This window comes from Dethiobacter alkaliphilus AHT 1, from assembly GCF_000174415.1.
In the GTDB taxonomy this organism is placed as follows: domain Bacteria; phylum Bacillota; class Dethiobacteria; order Dethiobacterales; family Dethiobacteraceae; genus Dethiobacter; species Dethiobacter alkaliphilus.
This window is the reverse complement of the sequence record NZ_ACJM01000004.1, coordinates 51,076-72,838: the sequence shown is the minus strand read 5'-3', so window position 1 is coordinate 72,838 and position 21,763 is coordinate 51,076. Positions and strand designations below refer to the sequence as shown.

Annotated in this window: 20 protein-coding genes and 2 riboswitches; of the genes, 10 read left to right on the top strand and 10 right to left on the bottom strand. The window is 48.8% G+C overall.

The features are described 5' to 3' along the window. The first annotated feature begins 71 nt into the window (after positions 1-71). The 4 genes from putP to DEALDRAFT_RS04765 all read left to right on the top strand — a co-directional run bounded on the left by putP (position 72) and on the right by DEALDRAFT_RS04765 (position 3,152). On the top strand, positions 72-1,580 hold the full coding sequence (gene putP / locus DEALDRAFT_RS04780; protein ID WP_008515397.1) for a sodium/proline symporter PutP: 1,509 nt from the start codon (positions 72-74) through the stop codon (positions 1,578-1,580). Between the two features lie 151 nt (positions 1,581-1,731). Further along, positions 1,732-1,926: a DUF1858 domain-containing protein gene (locus DEALDRAFT_RS04775; RefSeq protein ID WP_008515396.1), complete on the top strand. Its 195-nt coding sequence runs from the start codon at positions 1,732-1,734 to the stop codon at positions 1,924-1,926. Between the two features lie 13 nt (positions 1,927-1,939). Beyond that, positions 1,940-2,572, top strand: coding sequence for a hypothetical protein (locus DEALDRAFT_RS04770; protein ID WP_008515395.1), 633 nt, complete (start codon positions 1,940-1,942; stop codon positions 2,570-2,572). Between the two features lie 13 nt (positions 2,573-2,585). After that, a complete protein-coding gene (locus tag DEALDRAFT_RS04765; protein WP_008515394.1) occupies positions 2,586-3,152 on the top strand; it encodes a hemerythrin domain-containing protein in 567 nt (188 codons plus the stop codon). A 13-nt stretch (positions 3,153-3,165) separates the two neighbouring features. On the opposite strand, the gene DEALDRAFT_RS04760 is transcribed toward DEALDRAFT_RS04765, so the two are convergent. Next, the gene (locus DEALDRAFT_RS04760) at positions 3,166-3,546 is read right to left on the bottom strand and encodes a hypothetical protein (RefSeq protein ID WP_008515393.1); all 381 of its coding nucleotides are present in this window, start codon (positions 3,544-3,546) and stop codon (positions 3,166-3,168) included. A gap of 207 nt (positions 3,547-3,753) precedes the next feature. On the opposite strand from DEALDRAFT_RS04760, the gene DEALDRAFT_RS04755 reads away from it, so the two are divergent. Continuing rightward, positions 3,754-3,936, top strand: coding sequence for a hypothetical protein (locus DEALDRAFT_RS04755; protein WP_008515392.1), 183 nt, complete (start codon positions 3,754-3,756; stop codon positions 3,934-3,936). An 82-nt stretch (positions 3,937-4,018) separates the two neighbouring features. Here the strand turns inward: DEALDRAFT_RS04755 and hcp are convergent, their stop codons facing one another. The 3 genes from hcp to DEALDRAFT_RS17530 form a co-directional block, all read right to left on the bottom strand. Next, the gene (gene hcp / locus DEALDRAFT_RS04750; RefSeq protein WP_040378506.1) at positions 4,019-5,632 is read right to left on the bottom strand and encodes a hydroxylamine reductase; all 1,614 of its coding nucleotides are present in this window, start codon (positions 5,630-5,632) and stop codon (positions 4,019-4,021) included. A gap of 206 nt (positions 5,633-5,838) precedes the next feature. Further along, positions 5,839-6,201, bottom strand: coding sequence for a c-type cytochrome (locus DEALDRAFT_RS04745; protein ID WP_008515390.1), 363 nt, complete (start codon positions 6,199-6,201; stop codon positions 5,839-5,841). A gap of 148 nt (positions 6,202-6,349) precedes the next feature. Beyond that, positions 6,350-6,463 (bottom strand): Vmc-like lipoprotein signal peptide domain-containing protein, encoded by a 114-nt coding sequence (locus tag DEALDRAFT_RS17530; protein ID WP_008515389.1) that lies wholly within the window; start codon positions 6,461-6,463, stop codon positions 6,350-6,352. 243 nt (positions 6,464-6,706) lie between these two features. Further along, positions 6,707-6,791: riboswitch (cyclic di-GMP riboswitch) on the top strand. Between the two features lie 96 nt (positions 6,792-6,887). On the opposite strand from DEALDRAFT_RS17530, the gene DEALDRAFT_RS04740 reads away from it, so the two are divergent. Further along, positions 6,888-8,216: a transglutaminase-like domain-containing protein gene (locus DEALDRAFT_RS04740; protein WP_008515387.1), complete on the top strand. Its 1,329-nt coding sequence runs from the start codon at positions 6,888-6,890 to the stop codon at positions 8,214-8,216. A gap of 116 nt (positions 8,217-8,332) precedes the next feature. On the opposite strand, the gene DEALDRAFT_RS15865 is transcribed toward DEALDRAFT_RS04740, so the two are convergent. Together DEALDRAFT_RS15865 and DEALDRAFT_RS04730 are read right to left on the bottom strand one after the other, a co-directional pair. Further along, entirely contained in the window at positions 8,333-8,962 is a 630-nt protein-coding gene (locus tag DEALDRAFT_RS15865; protein ID WP_008515385.1) for a class E sortase, read from the bottom strand. A gap of 88 nt (positions 8,963-9,050) precedes the next feature. After that, positions 9,051-10,052 carry an LPXTG cell wall anchor domain-containing protein gene (locus DEALDRAFT_RS04730; protein WP_161598016.1) on the bottom strand — a complete coding sequence of 334 codons (1,002 nt, stop codon included), beginning with the start codon at positions 10,050-10,052 and terminating at the stop codon, positions 9,051-9,053. Positions 10,053-10,300: 248 nt separating this feature from the next. Further along, a riboswitch (cyclic di-GMP riboswitch) is annotated at positions 10,301-10,383 on the bottom strand. Between the two features lie 344 nt (positions 10,384-10,727). Here DEALDRAFT_RS04730 and DEALDRAFT_RS04720 point away from each other — a divergent pair. The 4 genes from DEALDRAFT_RS04720 to DEALDRAFT_RS04705 all read left to right on the top strand — a co-directional run bounded on the left by DEALDRAFT_RS04720 (position 10,728) and on the right by DEALDRAFT_RS04705 (position 17,339). Beyond that, positions 10,728-12,335, top strand: a complete 1,608-nt coding sequence (locus DEALDRAFT_RS04720) for an acyl-CoA carboxylase subunit beta (protein ID WP_008515379.1) — start codon at positions 10,728-10,730, stop codon at positions 12,333-12,335. A 117-nt stretch (positions 12,336-12,452) separates the two neighbouring features. Next, entirely contained in the window at positions 12,453-13,928 is a 1,476-nt protein-coding gene (locus DEALDRAFT_RS04715; protein WP_008515377.1) for a cytochrome c3 family protein, read from the top strand. Positions 13,929-14,177: 249 nt separating this feature from the next. Continuing rightward, positions 14,178-16,661 carry a leucine--tRNA ligase gene (gene leuS / locus DEALDRAFT_RS04710; RefSeq protein ID WP_040378469.1) on the top strand — a complete coding sequence of 828 codons (2,484 nt, stop codon included), beginning with the start codon at positions 14,178-14,180 and terminating at the stop codon, positions 16,659-16,661. A 99-nt stretch (positions 16,662-16,760) separates the two neighbouring features. Then, entirely contained in the window at positions 16,761-17,339 is a 579-nt protein-coding gene (locus tag DEALDRAFT_RS04705; RefSeq protein ID WP_008515374.1) for a helix-hairpin-helix domain-containing protein, read from the top strand. A 132-nt stretch (positions 17,340-17,471) separates the two neighbouring features. Here DEALDRAFT_RS04705 and DEALDRAFT_RS04700 read toward each other — a convergent pair whose 3' ends face one another. Genes DEALDRAFT_RS04700 through DEALDRAFT_RS04685 form a run of 4 tightly spaced genes read right to left on the bottom strand, consistent with a single transcriptional unit; the run spans position 17,472 to position 21,721 of the window. Further along, positions 17,472-17,669 (bottom strand): hypothetical protein, encoded by a 198-nt coding sequence (locus DEALDRAFT_RS04700; protein WP_008515372.1) that lies wholly within the window; start codon positions 17,667-17,669, stop codon positions 17,472-17,474. A 15-nt stretch (positions 17,670-17,684) separates the two neighbouring features. After that, positions 17,685-18,962: a Ger(x)C family spore germination protein gene (locus tag DEALDRAFT_RS04695; protein WP_008515369.1), complete on the bottom strand. Its 1,278-nt coding sequence runs from the start codon at positions 18,960-18,962 to the stop codon at positions 17,685-17,687. Then, complete coding sequence (locus tag DEALDRAFT_RS04690; RefSeq protein WP_008515367.1) at positions 18,955-20,076, bottom strand: GerAB/ArcD/ProY family transporter; 1,122 nt, start codon at positions 20,074-20,076, stop codon at positions 18,955-18,957. The genes DEALDRAFT_RS04695 and DEALDRAFT_RS04690 overlap by 8 nt, the downstream gene beginning before the upstream one ends. Next, the gene (locus DEALDRAFT_RS04685; protein ID WP_008515365.1) at positions 20,060-21,721 is read right to left on the bottom strand and encodes a spore germination protein; all 1,662 of its coding nucleotides are present in this window, start codon (positions 21,719-21,721) and stop codon (positions 20,060-20,062) included. Before DEALDRAFT_RS04685 ends, DEALDRAFT_RS04690 begins: the two co-directional genes overlap by 17 nt. Between the last annotated feature and the right edge of the window lie 42 nt (positions 21,722-21,763).

Below are 21,763 nucleotides of genomic sequence, written 5' to 3'. Positions count from 1 at the left end.
CTTCTGGTTCCCATGCCCTTACTGATTGTCTGGGCAATCCTAAGCTACATTAAAGAAGGGAGGGACTCCCAGTGAACCCGACATATGTAACGTTCTTATTCTATTTAACCGGTATGCTTATTGTTGGCATTATTACTTATCGTATGACGCATACCTTATCCGACTACATGATTGCCGGTCGGGGATTAAACAAATGGGTTGTGGCCCTGTCTGCCCAGGCCAGCGATATGAGCGGCTGGCTGCTGTTGGGCCTGCCCGGCGCCGCCTATGCCTCAGGCCTTGGTACATGGAGTATCTGGATTTCCATCGGACTGGCTACAGGAACCATGCTAAACTGGCAGTATGTGGCCAAGCGGTTGCGCTGCTACACGGAAGTTTTCGGCGATTCAATCACGTTATCTGAATATTTTGCTCATCGTTTTAAAGACACCAGCAATGTGCTGCGTATTATTTCTGCGTTATTTATCCTGATTTTCTTTTTATTTTATACCGCTTCCGGCCTGGTAGCCGGCGGCAAGCTTTTTGAAGCAACTTTTGGCATGGATTATACCACTGCTTTATTAATCGGTGCTTTTGTCATCGTGGCTTATACTTTTATGGGCGGATTCTTTGCTGTTAGCTGGAGTGACTTCTTCCAGGGGGGCCTGATGTTTTTTGCTCTGATTATTGCCCCTGTTTTAACCGTGAGGCATTTAGGTGGACTGGATGCGGTGTTGAGTACAATTTACAATGCCAATCCGGATCTTTTGGATGTTGCTGCCGATGTGACATATGCAGCGGAAGGCGGGGGTGTATGGAGTTCTGCGGGATCGCTGACCGCAGTAGGCATTATTTCAGCCATGGCCTGGGGTTTGGGTTATTTTGGACAACCCCATATCCTGGTGCGTTTTATGGCCATTAAATCATTAAAAGACATTAAAACATCACGACTGATTTCTATGATCTGGGTTGTGTTTACGCTCTATGGTGCGGTGCTGGCGGGCTTTGTAGGGATTGCTGCTTTTGGCCCCGGCAATGCGCTGGCCGATCCGGAATGGGTCTTTATGGAAGTGGTGCAGCTTGTCTTTAATCCCTGGATTGCAGGAGTATTGTTGGCAGCAGTGCTGGCAGCTATTATGAGTACCATTGACTCACAGCTTCTGGTGTCGTCCAGTGCGCTGACGGAGGATTTCTACCACACCTTCTTTAAAAGAGATGCTTCCCAACAGGAACTAATCTGGGTAGGCCGGTTTGCAGTGCTGATTATTGCCGCTTTGGCTTTAGTTCTGGCTTTTGGCGGCGGGCAGGTGTTGGAACTGGTGGCCTATGCCTGGGCCGGCTTTGGTGCTTCCTTTGGCCCTGCTGTTCTGTTTTCACTGTTTTGGCGCAGGATGACCAAAAACGGCGCCCTGGTGGGTATGATTGTGGGCGGCGTTACCGTAATTCTCTGGCAGTACACCGGTTCAGCCCTGTATGAGATTGTCCCCGGATTTATCTTTTCTGCCATATCCATTGTGGTGGTGAGTTTGATGGATAAGGAACCGGCAGCGGAGGTACTGGAAGAATTTGACCGGGCACAGCAGGTTGTACGCGAAAACTAAACGAAAAAATTAAAACCACGGGCAACCGTGGTTTAATTTTATTGTAAAGAGTTTATGGCGCAGTGATTGTATAATGAACCCGAAGGTATTTTCCCGGGCAAAAATTGTGATATTAATACTAAGGTGTAAAAAGCTAAAAGGAGGCAGAAAAATGAAAGTTAAAAAAGAAATGACCATCGCTGAGGTGCTGAAAGTTAACCCTGAGGCGGCAAAAACGCTAATGCAATTTGGTATGGGCTGTGTGGGCTGCCCGTCTGCTCAGGCAGAAACCCTGGAAGAGGCTTCTCAGGTCCATGGTATCAGTTTGGATGAACTGTTGGATGCGTTAAACAAAGATCTGGAATAAGGCAGGATAAAAGATGAGCTTGACGTTGGGAAAAATACATTATTGGCTCTACAATAAAATCCTTTGGTTTGAAAATATTGAACAGGAGATTGCTACCCGGGCCAAAGAAAAACGCCCTGCTGTAGAGGATTGGCTGCAGCATATTTATGCTCAGTATGGCCATCCCACGGGGAATCAACCTTTGGAAGAAATCATTGACACCTCCAATATTCACGGTTGGCTACAGGGACGGATTGCCGCCGCTGAATTAAGGCAGGCCGCACTGGTAACCAGATTATTGGATGAAAATATTTTCAGTCAGGCAGAGCTGATTGATATTTTTAAGCGCCAGGGAGAAGATGCGGCCCGTGAATACAGGCAAAATGTTACTTCTCCCGAGGAAGTTTTTAATGCCTTAAACGATTTCATATTGGAGGGTATGCCCTGTGACCGGGTAAATGAGGTGTTGACCAGTACCGACAATGAGTTTTCATGGCGGACCACCAGATGCCTGCATGAAGAGTACTGGCGGCAGGCAGGCGGCGATGTGCAAAACTTCTATACCCTCAGGGAAGCCTGGGTTGCAGCTTTCGTTAATACGCTAAATGCTGACTTTACCTATGAAAAGGATCAGGATGGTGTAAACAGAATCACAAGTAAGCAGTGAAAGGATGGTGCCGGTGAACTGTATTGAGTTAATGGTAGAAGAGCATAAGAACATTAAAAGAATGTTGGCGGTAATCCGTAAGTACTGCTACAAGGTCCTAAAAGAAGACGATGTTGACTATCAAGACTTCTATAAAATCATTGACTTTGTGCGCAACTACGCGGATAAGCATCATCATGGCAAAGAAGAAACGTTGCTCTTCGAAATGATGATGGAAGAGTTGGGTACGGTGGCTGAAAAGCTGGTTAAGTTCGGCATGAATATTGAACATGACATGGGCCGGCTGCATATGCAGGAACTGGAAGCGGCGGTGCAAAGAGTGCAAAACGGCGATGATGAATCCAGGCTCGATATCATTGCCAATGCCATCTCCTATACACATCTGCTCCACCGTCATATCGACAAAGAGGATAATGTGGCCTTTGTATATGCCGAAAAAAACCTTACCCCGGCTACTTTAAAGCGGTTGGATGAAGAATGCAAAAAGCTTGAAGAGGAAGCAACAAACAATAAAACCATCCAGAAATACCTGACGCTTTTAGAAGAGCTGGAGAAAAAAACAGGAACCACGGGAAATTAGCTCCCGTGGTTTTTTACTCTTGTTCTGTATCACTCTTATTTGTTAGAGCCACATCTTCTTCCTGGGGTTCCAGGCTATGTTCCTCAAATGCTTTGCGCCAGTTTCTGGTCCATTCTACCAGGGAAACAGGCACATCCTCATCACGCAGGGCTGCTTCTTCCTGTTTGCGATATTCTTTAGCTTCGCCGGCAAGCATCTGCAGCTTGTCTTTGAATTCTTCGTTATCCTCCATGGGTATGGTCTCCTGCGCATATGCTTCCAAGGTCATAAGATGCTTGCGCACACACATTTCTCCGTCCGATTGGCAGGGACAGGTAGGGTCGGTCTGATGTTCCTGAAGCAGCAACAGCTCTTTTATGATTTGGTCGTACTGCCATTTTAGAATAGGCTTCATAAGCACTTATCCTCCTTTTTCTTTATTAGTCCCTTTCTTTATCCGTTTATTCTTTTTCCGTTCTTTCTTTTGGCTATTCAGCGGAAAATGATATTTGTTGCTCACTTCCAGAAATGCAGCGAGGTAATTATTGCCATGCTAATTTACTGGAACTGATTTCTTTTTTTATACGTAAAATATAGTAAGTTTAAAAAGGGTGGTTAGTGTATGGGGGATACCGTTTTGCGCTGGAAGCTGGTAGAAGCGGACGATGGAGAATTTACTGCATCAGATATTTTGTTTTTTTGGGCTGTACTTCATCTGTTTGCAGGAAGCGAGGAGTTTTCAGGTTGCAGGGCGGCCATCACTAAACTGCAGCCACTGATGAAACAGATTTATCCTCATGTTTAAAGCAATCATCATACTATCCGGCCTTCTAAAGGAAAGGCAAAAAAACCGGAGAGCAGACAGCTCTCCGGTTTTTTTTAATAGTTTAGCCAAGAATCATCTCCAGGTCTTTTTCCGGAGTGGAAATCGGACGCAGGTTGTAGTTCTCTACCAAGACGTTGAGTACGTTGGGGGTAATAAACGCCGGCAGGCTTGGTCCGATAAAGATGTTTTTAATGCCCAGATGGAGCAGGGTTAACAGGATGGCAACCGCTTTCTGCTCATACCAGGACAGAATCAGTGTCAGCGGCAGTTCGTTGACATCGCAGTCAAATGCATTGGCCAAAGCCAGTGCAATCTGGATAGCAGAGTAGGCATCGTTACACTGACCCACATCCAGCAATCTGGGAATGCCGCCGATATCACCCAGGTCTTTGTCAAAGAAGCGGAACTTACCGCAGGCCAGGGTGAGGATTACAGTGTCCTTAGGCGCTTGTTCCACCAAGTCTGCGTAGTAGTTACGGCCGGGCTTGGCACCGTCGCAACCGCCTACCAGGAAGAAGTGCTTAATGGCGCCGCCTTTAACAGCTTCAATTACCTTGGGAGCCACACCGATTACAGCATTGCGGGCAAAGCCTACATTAACTGTACCGTTATCTTCATCGGAGGGGAACCCGGGCATAGCCAGTGCTTTTTCAATAACCGGACCATAGTCATGGCCATCAACATGGTGAACTCCAGGCCAGCCAACCAAGCCGGTGGTAAAGATATTGTCAGCATAGCTTTCCTGTGGTTTCTGGATGCAGTTGGTGGTCATCAGGATTGCACCGGGGAAGTTAGCAAATTCTTTTTGCTGGTTCTGCCAGGCGGTGCCGTAATGCCCGTAAAAATGACTGTATTTTTTCAGCTCAGGATACCCGTGAGTGGGGAGCATTTCACCGTGAGTATAGACGTAAATGCCTTTGCCTTCTGTTTGCTTCAGCAGCTCTTCCAAATCTTTTAGATCATGACCGGAAACCACGATGGCTTTGCCTTTTTTGTGGCCCAGGGGAACCGCAGTGGGGGTGGGGTGGCCATAGGTTCCGGTATTACCGGCATCTAAAAGTTCCATGGCTCTGAAGTTCATTTCACCGCACTTAAGAATCAGGCCCAGCCAATCATTTGCTTCCAGGTCGTTACGGGTCAGGGCAGCCATGGCTTCCTGAATGAACGCATATACCTTCTCATCAGTCTGATTCAGAATGGCAGCATGGTCCGCATAGGCAGCCACACCCTTAACCCCATAAAGGAGGATTTGCTGCATAGACTGAATATCGGCATCCGTTTCTTTATCAGAATCCAGGCTCACTTGTTTGCCTTGTTCAGTCAAGCCGGCAACATCAGAGGCCGGTTGGAAGTTAGCAGAATTGTGATCAAAGCTGACACCAACTCTTTCTTTCAGCTTATCCCGCATGGCAACTGCCTCATTGATGTAATTTTGGAAACGGGCGGGATCGAAATCCACGTTGGTAAGGGTGGTGAAGATGGCCTTGACTGTGAACCGGTCCACCTCAGGATCTGTAATCCCTTTTTTGCGGCCCTCAACGGCATAGAGTGACAGACCCATAACTGCATGAACCAAAAGATCCTGCAGCGCCGATACTTCCGGGTCCTTGCCGCACACGCCGTGAGTAGTACAGGCAATCCCCTTTGCCGTCTGTTCACACTGGTTACAATACATACTCATTTAATCAACCTCCTTGAATTTTGTGACTGGATTGGTTTTATTTTATAGGATAGCAAATCACAATAATGTGATGTACGTCACCTTTTTCAATTTTATTTTCTCCATTACACCTACAATGTTACTATAGGAATGAAAGGAATGAATTAACAAATGCTTTCACAAAACTTAAGACTTAAAAAAGAGCCAGGCAAAATGCCCGGCTAGTTACCATAGTTTTCTTCAAGATATTCTACTACAAGATCGTATTCATCATCGTCAAGCAGGCCAGGACGCTTATCCACCATCCGGTCCACAGTCGCTGGCCAGTTACCCCGTTCTCGGTAAACCTGGTCAAGGCCATGACACTGGCTGCAGCGTTCTTCTACCAACTCAGCTCCGGTTAATGCCGGCAATACCTCATTGTTATTATCGCCGTCAGTATAATCCTCGTTATTTTCTCCATTTACATATTCTTCATTATTGTCTTCATTAGAGTAATTCCCGGTATTATCCCCACAACCTATAGCAAAAACCGTTACCAGAGCCAGAAGCAGAAATAAAACAAAAGATTTTTTGCTAAACACAGTTAACCACCTCGATTACTTTTTTTGTTAGTTCTTATCTTACTATAGAAACACCGGGTTTAAATTAACAAATGGTTTCAGTTCGCTGGAAGCAAAAAAAACCAGGCTGTTATGCCTGGCTAGCTGCTGAAATTCTCTTCAAGATATTCTATAACTTGCTGATACTCTTCATCTCGTCCCCGTTGTCATCTTCCCCGGCCGGAGGTTGTTCCGTATTATCACCGCAACCTACGGCAACGGCCGCAATTAAAGCAAGAAGCACCTGTAATTCACCTCCAGCTACGCTATAATTCGGCAATTTGTCGCAAAATCATTCCGGTATTATGGTAATTTTTTTGACTCTTGTAGTTTAACTTAGGGTAAAAAAGAAAAAAAAATAAAAAAACTTTAGTTTTTTTTGGAAATAAGCAGGAAATTAGATAAGAGTGTAGAAAAGGGGAGTACGGGATCTATAAAACCCGGTGTGGGAACCGGAAAAAATTTAAAAAGCGGAATGGGGTCTCCTATCCGACAAAGGCAAACCTGCTGAAAGGCAGGGACGCAAAGCCATGGGTCTAAGGGCACACGCCTACGATCGCCAGGTTGCCGAAGAGCGGAGTTTTTGTATTTCTAAAAAACTTTAGCTACGGCTGAAGTTTTTTTTATTCGGCAGGTCGAGGGCCCCTCCGGAAACGGGGGTAAAGGAAATGAAAAAAGGTTTTTCCAAGTTTTTAGTGTACGTAGCAGTGGTGTTCTTGTTTGCCAGCAGCTCTTTTGCCATGCATCAACTCTCACCGTTTGGCGGTGAGCGGGAACCTGAGGCGGTATTAGCCAGTGCAGACGAATCGTACAAGCCTGAGGAGCAGGCAGCACCAGTACCAACGGCACCAACTGCGGCAACCGAACTGCCACCATCACAGCAAATAACAACAGATGACATAGAGGAAGAAGAGCAGAAAGAAGAAGATCAGGAAGTACAGGAAGAGCAGCAAGACGAAGCCACCGAAGAAAACAAACCTGCAGAACGAAGCGCAACGGCTTCTGCCAATACAGAAAACAGCTCCAGGAACAATACAAGTTCTCAGCAGAGCAACACAACAACCATCGCCGAAAGAAGAGATGACAAGCCTGAAGCCAAAGAGGAGCCCGTTGAGGTTGAAGTTGTAGAGGAAGTAGCACCAACTCGAGCCAATCCATACCGTACCTGGTCATCACGTGACCATCGGTATATGATGCAGGTGGATGTTAAAAACACCAGTGATAAGGAAGCTAAAGATGTTCGTGTTGAGGTGCCGCTAGTCAGTTCCAGTTCTTTGTATCAATCACGCAGAAATGAGAGTTTTTCCATAGAACCTGAAATTGAAACCGTGTCAGGGACAAGGGTTGCAGTGTTTTCACTGGGCACGCTAGAACCCGGTGAAGAAATTATTATAGAAATTAAGACTCAGGTACGGAGTTCAAACATTGAGTTTTTTGCAGACTATATTCCTACAAACAGCAACAAAAGTTCTTCATATCTGGGTTCTTCCACCGGAATAGAAAGTACAAATTCAGAAATAGTAAATTTATCTAACCAGATAACACAAGGTCTTTCAACGGATTGGGAAAAAGCACAAGCTATTACCCGCTGGGTAGCTAACAACATCTCCTATAATGCCTCAGCAGACAACCGTAATAGTGGCGCACTCAGGGCACTTCAGACCCGTAGTGGGGTCTGTGAGGATTATGCAATGCTATCGGTTGCACTAGCTAGAGCGGCAAACATTCCTGCAAGAGTCGTATACGGGTATGCGGATAGAGGTGGCAGGTGGCCTTCAAGTGGAAGCTATTCTTTGGTCGGTTACAGGCATGCCTGGGTTGAATACAGTCTGGAAGGTCGGGGATGGGTACCTGCAGAGCCCACACGATCGACCTCTAATCTCTACTTTGGCAAACTGCCACATAACGGTTATATCATCCAGAATTATAACAACATGAATCTTAAATTTAACCAAAGCAGTAAAATATCTATTAGTTGGACCCATTCCCTTTATTAAATCTTTATGCAAGCATCTATCATTGGGGATTTATATCTATGCGGAACCCCTATCACCCCCCAAGTGATAGATCCCAATAAGAGAGCCGGACATTTATGTCCGGCTCTCCCCCTTTTTCATTGTATTTCACGAGTTTCCTGCTGAACCTCAATCACCTCAACCAGATCTGCCTTAACAATTAAGCGTCTGCTGTTGGTGGTCATCAGGCAGGTGGTTAAAGTCAGCTCGGCATTGCCGTTAGATTCAATTACATCCCAGTCACGGTTATGTGTAATGAATTGTTTGCGAACGCTGTAGTGATAGCGGTTTGGTCCCAGTGTCAGTATAATTTCATCGCCCGGCTCCAACCTGTCAATCTTCAAAAACCATCCTGCATAACCTGTCCGATGGCCTGCAATCGATACGTTGCCGTATTCAGGGTGTGTGCTTTGAGGATAAAAACCAACTCCACGTCTGAGGTCTTCCTGAGAAACTCCTTGGACAACCACCACATCCAAATCAATATTGGGAATTTCAAGTACACCATTAAATTGTGGGAGTTTGGTAGGGTCTACTTCCATTTCTTCCTGCAGAACGACTGGGTCAATAGATTTGACAGGTTCATATTCGGGAGCTTCACCGACCATAGCTGCCCGTTCTGCGCTTTGATAATAGATTCCCACAGCATATCTGTAGATGGGGGTGGCTACAAGTGCCAAGCCACTGAAGATAAGGAGGACGCTAAAGATGTTAATAGCTCGTTTCATGAAGCCACCTCATTTAAAGATTATATTTCCATTATAATACAACTAGCCTGGGAAAAAAAGAAACCCCGTCGGGGTTTCTTTTTAATTGTTATTTACGCTTGCGTCGACGGAGTACCAAGCCACCTGTAGTCATTGCGGTTCCCAGTCCCAGCATCAGGAAGTCGGTTCCACTGGTTACGGGTAACTCTTCGTCGTCACCGGCAGGAGTCTCATCGGGAAGCTGGCCAACGTCCTCGTCATCGTCGTCACCGGCGGGAGTCTCATCTGGAAGCTGACCTTCGTCATCGCCATTGTCGTCACCGGCAGGAGTCTCATCGGGAAGCTGGCCAACGTCCTCGTCATCGCCATTGTCGTCACCGGCAGGAGTCTCATCGGCAACCTCGCCATCGTCATCGCCATTACCGTTTTCTGCAGCAATTAGTCGATTTGTTATAGTTATTGTGATTGAGGCATCATCTACGGTAAAAGTGTATTCTCCAGAGTCTTCTGTGACTTCATCAGAAAAGCTTACAAATTCATATTTTTCAGCGTCAAATAATTCTTCAATATCATACGTGTCGGGTAGAAGATGGAATTCAGCTCCCAGGGCAACGGTAATTTCTTCAGATATATCATCGCCTATAAGAACAGTGAATGTACCATCATCATCGGAAACGGGATCACCGCCTACGTCTATTACTTCCTTATTTACGGTAACAGTAACAGGAACAGGAGCAGGATCCGGAACATCTTGAGGCATGATATAGAAAGTAACGTGACTGATGTCCGCTTGATTGCCGCCTCTGTTATCGGGTGCCCTTAACCCTTGATCACTAGAAGTTTCTCCATCATAGGAGTACAAGAAGCCGCCAGGGCCCCCTTTAACAAAAACATGTGTAATGGGCAAAGGGTTGGTTTCCCAATCGACATACTTTCCATCCTCAGAAAAAGTAAATTTGATTGTGCCTGTGATCTGTTGTTCATCGATGGTGATGTTGATTGTCTCTTCACCGTCTCGAGGCGGGTCTACTTTTAGCACCTTATAGCTCTCAAGGTATCCAGGGTCATTTCCGGAAATCTCTACCCGTGACTCATATGCCCCATATGCCAATGCTGTAAAACTAACTCCAAAGAACATATAACTCATTAAAGCGATAACCAGACATAAAGCAACTTTATTGTTTTTTAAAGCTTTCATTAATAATTCCTCCTTTTTTTTCCGATCCCTATACCCCCCAAGATATCCCGATCGGATGAGAAATTATTGCTTTCTCACATCACTCCCCTTGTCGATAAAAGTTGTAAATATGAAAATGCTGTAATATGTGCGGGAAAATAAAAAGCACACGGGTTAAATAACCCGTGTGCAGCCGGTTTCACTCTATCTCGCGCGACCCTAAAGTGACCAAATGAGAGTCGCGGTCATTGATTCCGCACACTTGCAGAAAGGAAAAATCTGCATTATTCTGTTTATAAGCTAATTATAGTTTTATAAAGATTGCCTTGTCAATAATGTTATACCAGTTTTAATGGGTTTTAGACATTGATTCATAAAAGGTTAATAATATCTTTTGCTAAGAGGCTTCCTGATGCAAGGGGGAATCAATTATGCAATACGGAATCAGTTTGTCCGGCGTTGCTGATGCATGTGTGCATAGCGGGCGGTGTTTTTGGGGGCAAATACCGGGTTTAATTGGTTGGTATGTATATTGCAAGAGTAAGTTTATAGGTGATGATGTGCACGAGTTATATATTGTAATGAAAACATGCGGAGGGGGTTTGCGTTATGACTCAGGATAAAAGGCAGGAGAACTACGAGTTCTGGCTGGAGCGGGATCAAGAGCTTTTGGCTCGCCGGGAGGAAGCTTATAATGTAGGCGGGGAGAAGCAGCTGCAGAGGCTGGCCAAGCAGGGTAAGATGCCGGCCCGACAATTGGTGGAAATGTTGATTGATGAGGATAGTGATTTTTATGAAGTGGGGCTGGATGCCGGTTATGATATCGGGTATCCGGAGCAGCCGCATATACCCGGTGGTGGTGTTATTACCGGTGTAGGTAAAATTCATGGTAAGGATTGCATGATTTTTGCCAACGAGAGCCGGATGACGGCGGGTACCTACTACCCTATTACGTTAAAGAAGCATATGCGGGCACAGAAGATTGCGGAACAGTGCGGTTTGCCCTGTGTTTATATTGCTGATTCGGGCGGGATTTTCCTGCCGCTGCAGAGAGAGTGCTTTGCCGATGAAGGCATGTTCGGCACCATGTTTTATAATATGACCAGGATGTCTGCCAAGGGGATTAAGCAGTATACCTTAAGTACCGGCGGCAATACCGCAGGTGGCGCGTATATGGTTTACCTGGCCTGTGAATCCATCATGATTGATAAGCTGGCATATGCGTTTCTGGCCGGACCGCCCATGGTGCGTTCAGCTATTGGGGAGGAAGTATCGGCGGAAGATTTGGGTGGGGCGTATGTGCATACCCAGCATTCCGGCGGTTGTGATCATTTTGTCAGTACCCAGGAGGAAGGGATTCAGAAGCTACGGGAAATTATTGCTTTTGACCCGCCGCAGAAGTTTCACGGGCATCGCTTTGAATCGTGGGATGAGCCGCTGTACGGGCCGGACGAGTTGATGGCCAATATGCCGGCGGATCCCTATAAACCCATAGACATTAAAGATGTCATTAAGTGCATTGCCGACGGCAGTTATTTTCAGGAGTATAAGGCCAATTATGCTCCGGGCCGGGGTGACAATATAATTTGCGGTAAGATATGGCTCAAAGGTATGCCGGTGGGCATTGTGGCTTCTAACCGCAACGGTGTTATTTTTCTGGAAGGGGCGCGAAAGGCTACCGAATGGGTGGTGCGCTGCGGTAATGATAAGACTCCGCTTCTGTATATTCAGAATTCACCGGGTTATATGGTGGGCAGTAATGAAGAGTGGAACGGTATTGGTAAGTATGGCTCGGATATGGTGCGGGCCTGCTCATGTGTGGAAGTGCCCAAAATCCAGTGGGTGATTGGTCCGGACCATGGTGCGGCCAACTACGGCATGTGCGGCCGGGCTTATAATCCGCGGTTTGTGTTCCATACCATGCGGGCCAGGACCACGGTAATGGCCGGTAGGACTGCGGCATTTATTTTGGAAAGTATTGAGCGCAAAAATAAGAAGAAACAAGGCGAAGAGATCGATGAGGCAAAAATGACCGAGTTCCGCAACAAGATGGTGGAGCGCTATGACCGGGACGGTCATCCGTATGTGACCGGGTCATTGTTATTCCATGACGGAATTATTACCTGGCCGGAAGCGCGGGATAAACTGGCCAGAGGGTTTGAACTGGCTTTACGGGAGCCGGTTGCCGAGTCCAAGTTTGGTAACTTCAAATTCTAAGGAATCCGGGGCAAATGCCCCGGATTTTTGATGACAAAATCAGTTCAGCCTCCTTTGACCTGCGAATAAATTTAAATGACGATGCCGTCGAAATAGTCAGGAGAAGGAGGAAGAACGTTGAAAAAGCTGGTGTTGGCAATTATCCTCTTGCTATTATTGCTGGCTGTAGGTAGCGTACATGCTTCCGGTTATCAGGAGATGCCGGTTATCTGGGAGGCAACCTGCTGGTCCTGCCATGACGAATATGTTCCTGTTTTGCAGTCTCAGTGGAGTACAAACCCTATTGTCAGGGGGGAACATCCTGTTCAGTCGCCATGTCTTGGTTGTCATAATATGAATGTACAGCAAAGTCCCAGATATCGATACTGTACCGTATGTCATTATCCCGGTGGCTCTTTGGGCATCAACAACTATTTTTCCTGGAGACATACCACCGATGGAAGGCAGGGTTTTCTTAATCTGCCAAATGTGCGGCATGATATGGCAGCAGCCCATGAGTCCGGGGATGAGGTTTGTCTTGGGTGCCATGCCGGGACGCTGACCAGTGAACATTATCGGGAGAATCGTACAGACCGTTATGGGGATCCTGTGACCTGTGATACATGCCATACCGGATCCGGTCTGGCAGATCGTCTGGAAACCGATGATACTCTGAGAATTGAAAAGGATAGGAATTATCAGCTGGAATGGTCGGATACTTATTATGCTCCTGCAGGGGAGGCCATTAACCGGATTCGGATTACCCATGCGCTTAACCGGGGAAACAGCATGGAAGTGCATGCTCTATATAATGGAAACTGGGGCATAGTGTATTACCGGACATCGGGTGTTGTGGACAGATGGTTTGATTTGCCCTACCCGGCCACCGCCATCAGGGCAAGGATGCATGCTCCCTACTCAGCTCCCGAGGATATGTGGGGTGTCGATGTGCCGGAAGTGGAGCTGGCTGCTACTCCCACTAACACGCCACGGTATGCTTCGGTCCTGGAAGCGGTCACTGAGAAGGATACTTCGTGTGGGAGTTGTCACGACTTAAGCAACATTGAGGGCCACCCGGAGCATTCTGTTTCACTAAACTCATCCTGTGCTTCGTGCCATGGAACTTCCATGAGTGAGGAGGAGGTTAGGCATCAGGATGATTGCGGGAGTTGCCACAACAGCGATAATGCACTGGTGCGGGAAGCGATACGGGTAAACCGTACCGATTGTTTCTCCTGCCATACCAGCGCGCATGGGGTGAGAACAGTTTCTGCTCCTCCGGGGGATATTCCGCTGGATGCACGTTTTAATTGGTCGATTCCCGAAGCTGTTGCGATTTGGCAGCAGGAGGAATGGTTCCCTGAAGGTACGTTGGGAGCCGCTGGGTTGGTAGTTTACAGTAACCGTTTACCGCTGGTTGGGGAGGATGTTTTTAACGATGTGGCGGCAGCTCTGGCTGAGAAGGGCTGGCAGTTAGGTGAGCAGGCAGAGGTAGCAGGGTTTGTGTTTGGCAATTTTGAAAAACAAGGGAGAGTTTGCCTGGTTTGGTGTGGTGATTTTCCCGGGGGCGGTAGTGGAGCGGAAGGAATAAGAATCTTTATCGCTTATGAATAGAGCAGGCAGGGCGGAGAAACGCTTGTTTTTCCGCCCTTGCATTTTACAACTAAATAAGTGGAGAATCCGTTGAAGGGCAACTATAGCAGTTGCTCTCTTGCATTCGACGCTTTTCTCCGTATATAATAAGAATAGCGCGCTTCTTTAGTCAATTAACGCGCGTTTTTCAATACTGGTTATATATGCCGCTTCATTAGCGTTATGGTTTACGGCCAGTAGTTGGCAGGCTTTTGAGGCAAGAATATTAGTATGGGAGGCAGAATCGTGGCCGATTACAATCCAAGTGTCATTGAGCCGAAATGGCAGAATTTCTGGGAAAAAGAAGATTTTTATAAGACGGATGAGGAAGGAAAAAAGAAGTACTATGTGTTGGAAATGTTTCCGTATCCTTCCGGACGACTACATATGGGGCATATGCGGGTTTACTCCATTGGAGATGTGCTGGCCCGGTTTTTAAACATGCGGGGCTACAGTGTGCTGCATCCCATGGGTTGGGATGCTTTTGGCCTGCCGGCGGAAAACGCTGCCATTGAGCGGCAGGTACATCCGGCGGAGTGGACTTATGCCAATATTGAGGCCATGAAAAAGCAGCAAAAAGCGTTGGGCATAAGCTACGACTGGGACCGTGAGGTTGCCACCTGTGCTCCTGATTATTATAAGTGGACCCAGTGGCTCTTTTTGCTGTTTTATAAAAGGGGACTGGCCTATAAAAAGAAAGCTTCGGTTAACTGGTGCCCGCAGTGTGCCACAGTGCTGGCCAATGAGCAGGTAGAAGACGGCGGCTGCTGGCGCTGCGGCGATGAAGTGGTGGTTAAGGACCTGGAGCAGTGGTTTTTACGAATCACCGATTATGCGGAGCGGCTCTTGGATGATTTGAAACTGCTTGACGGTTGGCCGGAGCGGGTCCGGACCATGCAGGAAAACTGGATTGGTAAAAGCGAAGGCGCGGAAATCCGGTTTCCCGTTACAGGCAAAGACGTGGATATTCCCGTCTTTACCACCAGGCCCGATACTTTATATGGTGTGACTTATATGGTGCTGGCGGCGGAGCATCCGCTGGTGGATGATTTAACGGTGGGAACCGAGCATGAAGCGGCGGTACGGCAGTTGGTGGACAAGGCCCGGAAAATGTCGGAAGTGGACCGCTCCTCCACTGAGATGGAGAAAGAAGGGGTCTTTACCGGGTCGTACTGCATCAATCCTGTTAACGGCAAAGAGGTGCCTATCTTGGTGGGCAATTATGTTTTGATGGGTTATGGTACCGGAGCGGTGATGGGTGTTCCTGCCCATGACCAGCGGGACTTTGAATTTGCCAAGAAGTATAACCTGCCCATTCAGGTGGTAATTTCGCCGCGGGATAAATTTCTGCAGGTTGAGGATATGCAGGAAGCATACGTTGATGCGGGGGTATTGGTGAATTCTTCCCGCTTTGACGGTACGGACAGCGTTGCGGCTAAAAAGGCCATTATTGAGTATCTGGAAGACAATGACTGGGGCACGGGGAAAGTTACCTACAGGTTGCGGGATTGGCTTATTTCCCGTCAGCGCTACTGGGGTGCGCCCATTCCCATGATTTATTGTGATGAGTGCGGGCCGGTGCCGGTTCCCGATGAGGATTTGCCGGTGATGCTGCCTGAAGATGTGAAATTTGAGGCCGGGAAGTCTCCCTTGGCTGAGCATGAAGGTTTTCTTAACGCCAAGTGCCCCACCTGTGGTGGAAAAGGACGGCGGGAGACCGATACCATGGACACCTTTATCTGCTCGTCCTGGTATTTCTTCCGCTATACGGATCCCAAGAATGAAAATGAAGCTTTTGCCAAGGACAGAAGTGATGCCTGGCTGCCGGTGGATCAGTATATCGGTGGCATTGAGCATGCTATCCTGCACCTGTTGTATTCCCGCTTTTTCACCAAAGTACTCCATGATGCCGGCATGACCGAGGCGGTGGAGCCTTTCACCCGACTGTTGGCCCAGGGTATGGTAAACAAAGACGGGGCCAAGATGTCTAAATCCAAGGGTAATGTGGTTAGCCCCGATGAAATTATTGAGAAGTATGGCGCCGATACCGGGCGGCTGTTTATTCTCTTTGCCGCGCCGCCGGAGAAAGATCTGGACTGGAGCGACCGGGGAGTGGAAGGGTGTTACCGCTTCCTGAAACGGGTCTGGCGTCTGGTGGACCGCTATGCCGACGATGTGCGGGGGCAAAACGGGGAAACGGCAGAGTATGACAAGCAGGACCAGGAGCTGCGCCGGGCGGCACATACCGCCTTGAAAAAAGTCACCGAAGATATTGAGGAGCGGTTTAACTTCAATACCGCCATCTCCGCTGTAATGGAGGCTGTTAATACAGCGTACGGATATATGAATGAAAAGGAAGACCATATTAACACTGCTGCCATGGCGGAGTTTTTGGAAATGCTGGTACTGGTATTGGCGCCCTTTGCTCCCCATCTGGGAGAGGAAATGTGGGAGCGGCTGGGCAAGGAAGGCAGTGTGCATCAGCAGCAGTGGCCCGCTTATGATCCGGACGTGCTGCAGGTGGCGGAAGTGGAGATTGTGGTGCAGGTTAACGGTAAGGTGCGGGGTAAGCTGACCATCCCTGCCGGCCTGGACAAAGAGGCCATGCAAAAGCAGGCTATGGCCGATGACCGTATTGGCCAGTTGGTGGAGGGCAAGCAGGTGGTTAAAGCCATTACTGTCCCGGACAAGCTAGTTAATTTGGTCGTACGCTGACATTTCCCAGGAAATAATGTCAAAAATTAAGCCTCCCTGGCAGGAAAAGAGTGACTTCGTCAAGAAGAATCACTCAAAATTTGTCGGGAGGCTGTTTTAATGCTGCAAATGACCAGAAAAGAGCAAATTGGCGCTCTGGTCTTGGCCGGCATGCTGGTGTTGGGACTTGTCATCCGCTTTGCCCTGACACCGAAAACCCCTGGTGAATTTGTCATCGAAGCTCCTGAAGAGAGCGCAGGAGAGTTGGAAGTTAATGAAGTTCATGAGATTATGGTTCATGTGGCCGGGGCGGTGCAAAATCCCGGGGTGTATACCCTCTCAGACGGTGCCCGCATTTATGAGGCGCTGGAGGCGGCGGGGGGAGTGCTGCCGGATGGCGATGCCCATGCGCTGAATCTGGCGGAACCGCTCTATGACGGGCGGCGGATTAACGTACCTTTTGCCGAAGATGTGGAAACACCGACCGGCGGTGTAGCAGAAAGCGGGAAGGTAAATATTAATACCGCCACCGCTGCGGAGCTGGAGGCATTGCCCGGCATAGGCCCGGCTAAAGCGGCCGCTATTAGCAGTTACCGGGAGGAAAACGGACCGTTTCGTTCCGTGGAAGATTTGGTGCAGGTCTCCGGAATTGGGGTTAAGACAGTGGAGTCACTAAAAGAACATATTACGTTGTATTGAGGAAAGCACACGCCCTGACAGTTAGGGCGTGTGCTTTTGTAGGAACTGAAAATGGGACAGTTGACCTGCCTGTCCTCGCAGAGGGTCCCCCTGTCCCAACCTGTCTGTCATGGTAGAGGGTGCCTTGTTCCACTAGGGGAGGAAGATTGCATGTAAGATGTCGGTGGGGTTGGGTAGGTCCACGCCAATAAACTGTGCTACGGCCAAAGAAGAGGCGATGGCCCACAAGCCCAGAAAAACAATTAGTTCTTTCCACATCTTTTTGAGCAGCAGGCGCGGTGCTTCCAGCAATACAATGAGGAAGAGGCCTGACAAAAGTAAAATCAGCATGTTCTACCCTCCAATTTAGCGGTTTACCCGGGTGGTGTGGGAGTGCTGGCCGGTGCGGCGGATATTGGCTTCCACGTGGATATCAACGTTTACCTTGCTGAATTCTTCGGGCCAGCGATCCGCCACTTCTCGGTACACCTGGGGGTGCCTGCGGTTTAAGCGCATGCCCAGGCCCATAACGTCTGTCTGCAGTTCCTGCAGTCTGCGCAGGGTCTTTTCCATCTCTTCCTTAATGACTCCGGCTAAGGCGTCGTTTAATTTTTCAATTTCTTCAGGTTTTGACAAGTCTGTTTCACTGCTCTGGCTCTCAAGGTCTCCTTCGGTATCAACTTCGATGCGGAAAGAAAATTCTCCGTTTTCCATAACCGGGGTGATTTTAGTCGCGGTGCGGGCGATACTGATGTTGACGATATGCTCCGGGTGAACCGGGTCACTTACCGCCATTATGCTGCGGCGCATGTTGTTGGTCAGCCAGAGAATGCCCCGGGATTCCGGGTACTTAAGAATGTCCGCCAGTTTGTCCCCGGCAAAAACGGCAATACCTTCCAGTGCATGCACATCATCTTCCTGATTACCTGTATCGTTTTCCTCACCGTTACCATTGTCTTGCTCATTTTCGCCATTTTCTTCTTGATCATTATCATTATTCTCATCTTCGTCGTCCTCATTGGCTATTTGTTCAGCCAAAGGCGCCTTCACCGTAAGTGCGCCGGCGTGGGGGTCTTTGCCCGGAGTAGCCATCTGGCGCAGAAAAATGAACACCTCATCCACCTCTGTTTCCGAAGTTTCCTGAGATGTGAAAATCAGGCTGAGAATCTCCTCACTGACACTTTCTTCCATCCGTTCAGTAAGCTGTAGGGCATCATGGGCCATTCCTTCTGTGACCAGCATAAACCCGTTTAACCGGGTCTCCGGGTGGCGGATAATAAAGTCCAGAAAAGGGGAGACCCCGGCTTTGGCAGCTTCTTCGCCTACCAGATATACTTCCGCGTGGGCTAAAAAGATGGTTTTGGACATGGAATTGGTGGCCTGCTGAATGGCCAGGTCAACTGAGGCTCCCACTCCGGAGTAAATAATGGTGGGTTCACCGCCTGCACCCCCTTGCTCATCAATGCCCGCAGGACGTTTGATTGCCAGGGTCACAAGATATGGTGATTGCCTTCCCGGCAGATAGTCTAAGCCGATGGCCCGCACCACAGCCAGATCTTCAATTTCCACCTGGTCCCAGCAGCCGGCAAAAAGAGGCAGAGTTAAGATAAGGATGGCGGTTATCAATTGTCTGAGCCTAATCACGTTTGGTCCCTCCAAATTTGGTGCCGAAAATTTTTTCGCGAATCAGTGTTACCGCCAAAAAGAGCGATGGCAGGCCCAAAAAATAGATGGAAATGCTGTAGCGAGGCCATATTTCCCCTAAGAACTGGGAGAGGACGGTGACATCGGGAAAAAGCAGGATGGATAGAGTGCCGGCCATTACTCCCAGGGGCAGTACCACCAGGCGGTATTCGGAGAGCCCCAGGACCTGTGCCAGGCCCAGCGAGGCGCAGTAATAAAAGATGGAAGTTTTGAGAAACACACCGGCCACCCAGGTGGTCATAACCACCGGTTCAAAGCGGGTGAGAAGGTCGCCGATATTGATGGTGCGGGTAAAAAGGTGAAAGGGAAAACGGAAAGACGACACCAATTCCGGGCCCAGTACCGCCAAAGCCGCCACAACACCCGTGGTCAGTAATATTGCTGAACCGATGATACCGCCGGCACCGGCCAGAAAAGCCCGGCCCGGCCGGGTCATAAAGGGAATAATGACGGCCAGCCATACCACTTCACCGTGCCAGGCGGCGGGGGCTTGGGCCCCTTCCAGAATAGGCATGATGCCGCGCGAATAAAAGGGCAGAAGTAAGCCCAGATCCCACCTGCCAATGGAGAGGGTAATGATGAGCAGTAAAAATGAAACCACCAGGATAATGATAAATTCGTTCATGCGGGCGATGGCTTCCAGGCCGGCAATGACGGCCCAGGCGCAGAGGACAAGGAGGCTGAAGTTAAATACCGACAGAGGAGTGTTGGGCATAAAGGAAGTGGTCATAAAATCGCCGAATTCGCGGACAATGATAGCCACCATATGTAAAAACAGCCATACATAGGCCAGCCCGATCAGTTTACCTATGTATTTGCCAAAGACTGTTTCACTGTACTGAAACAGATTCTGGCCGGGATGTTTTACACTGAGCCAGGATACTATGGCCAGGGTTACCAGCCCGAAAAGTGAACCGGTAAAGGTGGACAGCCACGCATCGTGGCCGGCGGCTGTGGCGGTGATGGCCGGCACAAAGAGGATGATGGTGGCATGGATGGATATGAATACCAGCTGGCCTGTCTGGCGGGGTGAGATTTTACCTTTTTCCAGCATTGTTATCCTCCGTTTTTTCATGGACCAGTTCCCGTTCATCACCGGGCGGTTTACGCATGAACATGTTATTGGCCTGCCGTGTGGTATCCTGGGGTTTCAATTCGTGGGGGCGCTTGCCGGTCATCCACCAGAAAGGACGGGCAAATGTTTTGGTCATATCCGGCAGTGTGCCGTGGACCATGGGTGAAAGATAGGGAACGCCAAAGGATTGCAGACCGGCCAGATGGATTAGGATTATCAGCAGGCCAAAGATTACGCCGTAGAGCCCCATTATTCCGCCCAGGACAATGAGGGGGAAGCGCAGGATGCGCAGGGTAATGGAGGCGTTAAAGGCGGGGATGGCAAAGGTGGAAATGGCCGTTGTGGCCACCACGATGACCATGGCGGGGGAAACAATCCCGGCACGGATGGCGGCGTCACCAACTACCAAACCGCCGACGATGCTGACGGCCTGGCCCACGGTTTTTGGCAGGCGCACGCCCGCTTCCCGTAAAACTTCAAACATGGCTTCCATGATCAGAGCTTCCGCCACCGCCGGAAAGGGGATGCCGGCGCGGGCGGCCAGAATGCTAAGCAGAAGTGGTGTTGGCAGCATCTCCTGGTGAAAAGTAACAATGGCCACATAAAGAGCCGGCAGCATCAGCGCAACATTGAGAACGAACAAACGAAGTATGCGCAGGGCCAGGCCCACGTAGGGGCGTTCATAATAATCTTCGGAAGCCTGCATGAACTGAAAGAATGTGGTGGGAACGATGAGGGAATGTGGGGTATTGTCCACCATAATCAGGATTCTGCCGTCAAGGATGGCGGCGGCCGCTTTGTCCACCCTTTCGGTATGTTCGATTTGCGGAAAGATGGAGAGGGGTACATCTTCTATGAATTCTTCGATATAACCTGATTCCAGGATGCTGTCGGTGTCAATGGCCGCCACCCGTTTGCGCACTTCATCCAGGGTTTGCGGGTTGGCAATATCGTTAATATAGGCCAGAATTATTTCGGTATCGGTGCGGCGCCCCGCTTTCATTGTTTCCAGCCGCAGGTTTTCGTGGCGGATGCGGCGGCGCAGAAGAGAAGTATTGACACGCAGTGTTTCGGTAAAGCCTTCCCGTGGCCCCCGCACTGCCGATTCCGTTTCCGGCTCGTCTACGGCCCGCATCTGCCATTCCCGGGTTCCGTAGATAAGGATTTTCTCCTCCCCGTCGATTAGGAGTGCTGTGTCACCGTTTAAGACAAATTTAATGGCTTCGTTGAGCGTGCCCACCACCATTACTTCACTGCTGCTGGTTATATGGCTCTGCAATAAATCCAGGGCATTTTTTAGGGTAAGTTCCTGGGAATAGCGGCTTACCACATTGTCTGACTGAATGGGGCGGATGATATGGTCATGAATCAGTTTTTTGTCACTTAAGCCGTCAATAAAGACTACCGCAAATTCAAGGCGGTGATTGCTGCTGGTAATCTGGCGGATGACCACATCGTTACTTTCTCCCAGTCGTTGCTGGATTAGCTCCATGCGCATCTTCAAATGGGCAGAGTCTTTGGCGCGCAGTTTAGTGCCCCGTTTCTCCGGCTGGGTTTCCACATCTTTGGCGGTGGCTTTTTTAAGTTTTTTAAGCTTTTTTAAAAAAGACAAAGCGTTAACCATAACGTCCCCCGAATTATGTCATATAGATTAAATATCTTCAAT

What these genes read in the sequence shown, in the direction of transcription:
- DEALDRAFT_RS04775 (WP_008515396.1), top strand. Translation starts at nt 1,732, where the DNA reads ATGAAAGTTAAAAAAGAAATGACCATCGCTGAGGTGCTGAAAGTTAAC.
- DEALDRAFT_RS04770 (WP_008515395.1), top strand. Translation starts at nt 1,940, where the DNA reads ATGAGCTTGACGTTGGGAAAAATACATTATTGGCTCTACAATAAAATC.
- DEALDRAFT_RS04760 (WP_008515393.1), bottom strand. Translation starts at nt 3,546, where the DNA reads ATGAAGCCTATTCTAAAATGGCAGTACGACCAAATCATAAAAGAGCTG.
- DEALDRAFT_RS04755 (WP_008515392.1), top strand. Translation starts at nt 3,754, where the DNA reads ATGGGGGATACCGTTTTGCGCTGGAAGCTGGTAGAAGCGGACGATGGA.
- hcp (WP_040378506.1), bottom strand. Translation starts at nt 5,632, where the DNA reads ATGTATTGTAACCAGTGTGAACAGACGGCAAAGGGGATTGCCTGTACT.
- DEALDRAFT_RS04740 (WP_008515387.1), top strand. Translation starts at nt 6,888, where the DNA reads ATGAAAAAAGGTTTTTCCAAGTTTTTAGTGTACGTAGCAGTGGTGTTC.
- DEALDRAFT_RS15865 (WP_008515385.1), bottom strand. Translation starts at nt 8,962, where the DNA reads ATGAAACGAGCTATTAACATCTTTAGCGTCCTCCTTATCTTCAGTGGC.
- DEALDRAFT_RS04720 (WP_008515379.1), top strand. Translation starts at nt 10,728, where the DNA reads ATGACTCAGGATAAAAGGCAGGAGAACTACGAGTTCTGGCTGGAGCGG.
- leuS (WP_040378469.1), top strand. Translation starts at nt 14,178, where the DNA reads ATGGGAGGCAGAATCGTGGCCGATTACAATCCAAGTGTCATTGAGCCG.
- DEALDRAFT_RS04705 (WP_008515374.1), top strand. Translation starts at nt 16,761, where the DNA reads ATGCTGCAAATGACCAGAAAAGAGCAAATTGGCGCTCTGGTCTTGGCC.
- DEALDRAFT_RS04700 (WP_008515372.1), bottom strand. Translation starts at nt 17,669, where the DNA reads ATGCTGATTTTACTTTTGTCAGGCCTCTTCCTCATTGTATTGCTGGAA.
- DEALDRAFT_RS04690 (WP_008515367.1), bottom strand. Translation starts at nt 20,076, where the DNA reads ATGCTGGAAAAAGGTAAAATCTCACCCCGCCAGACAGGCCAGCTGGTA.
- DEALDRAFT_RS04685 (WP_008515365.1), bottom strand. Translation starts at nt 21,721, where the DNA reads ATGGTTAACGCTTTGTCTTTTTTAAAAAAGCTTAAAAAACTTAAAAAA.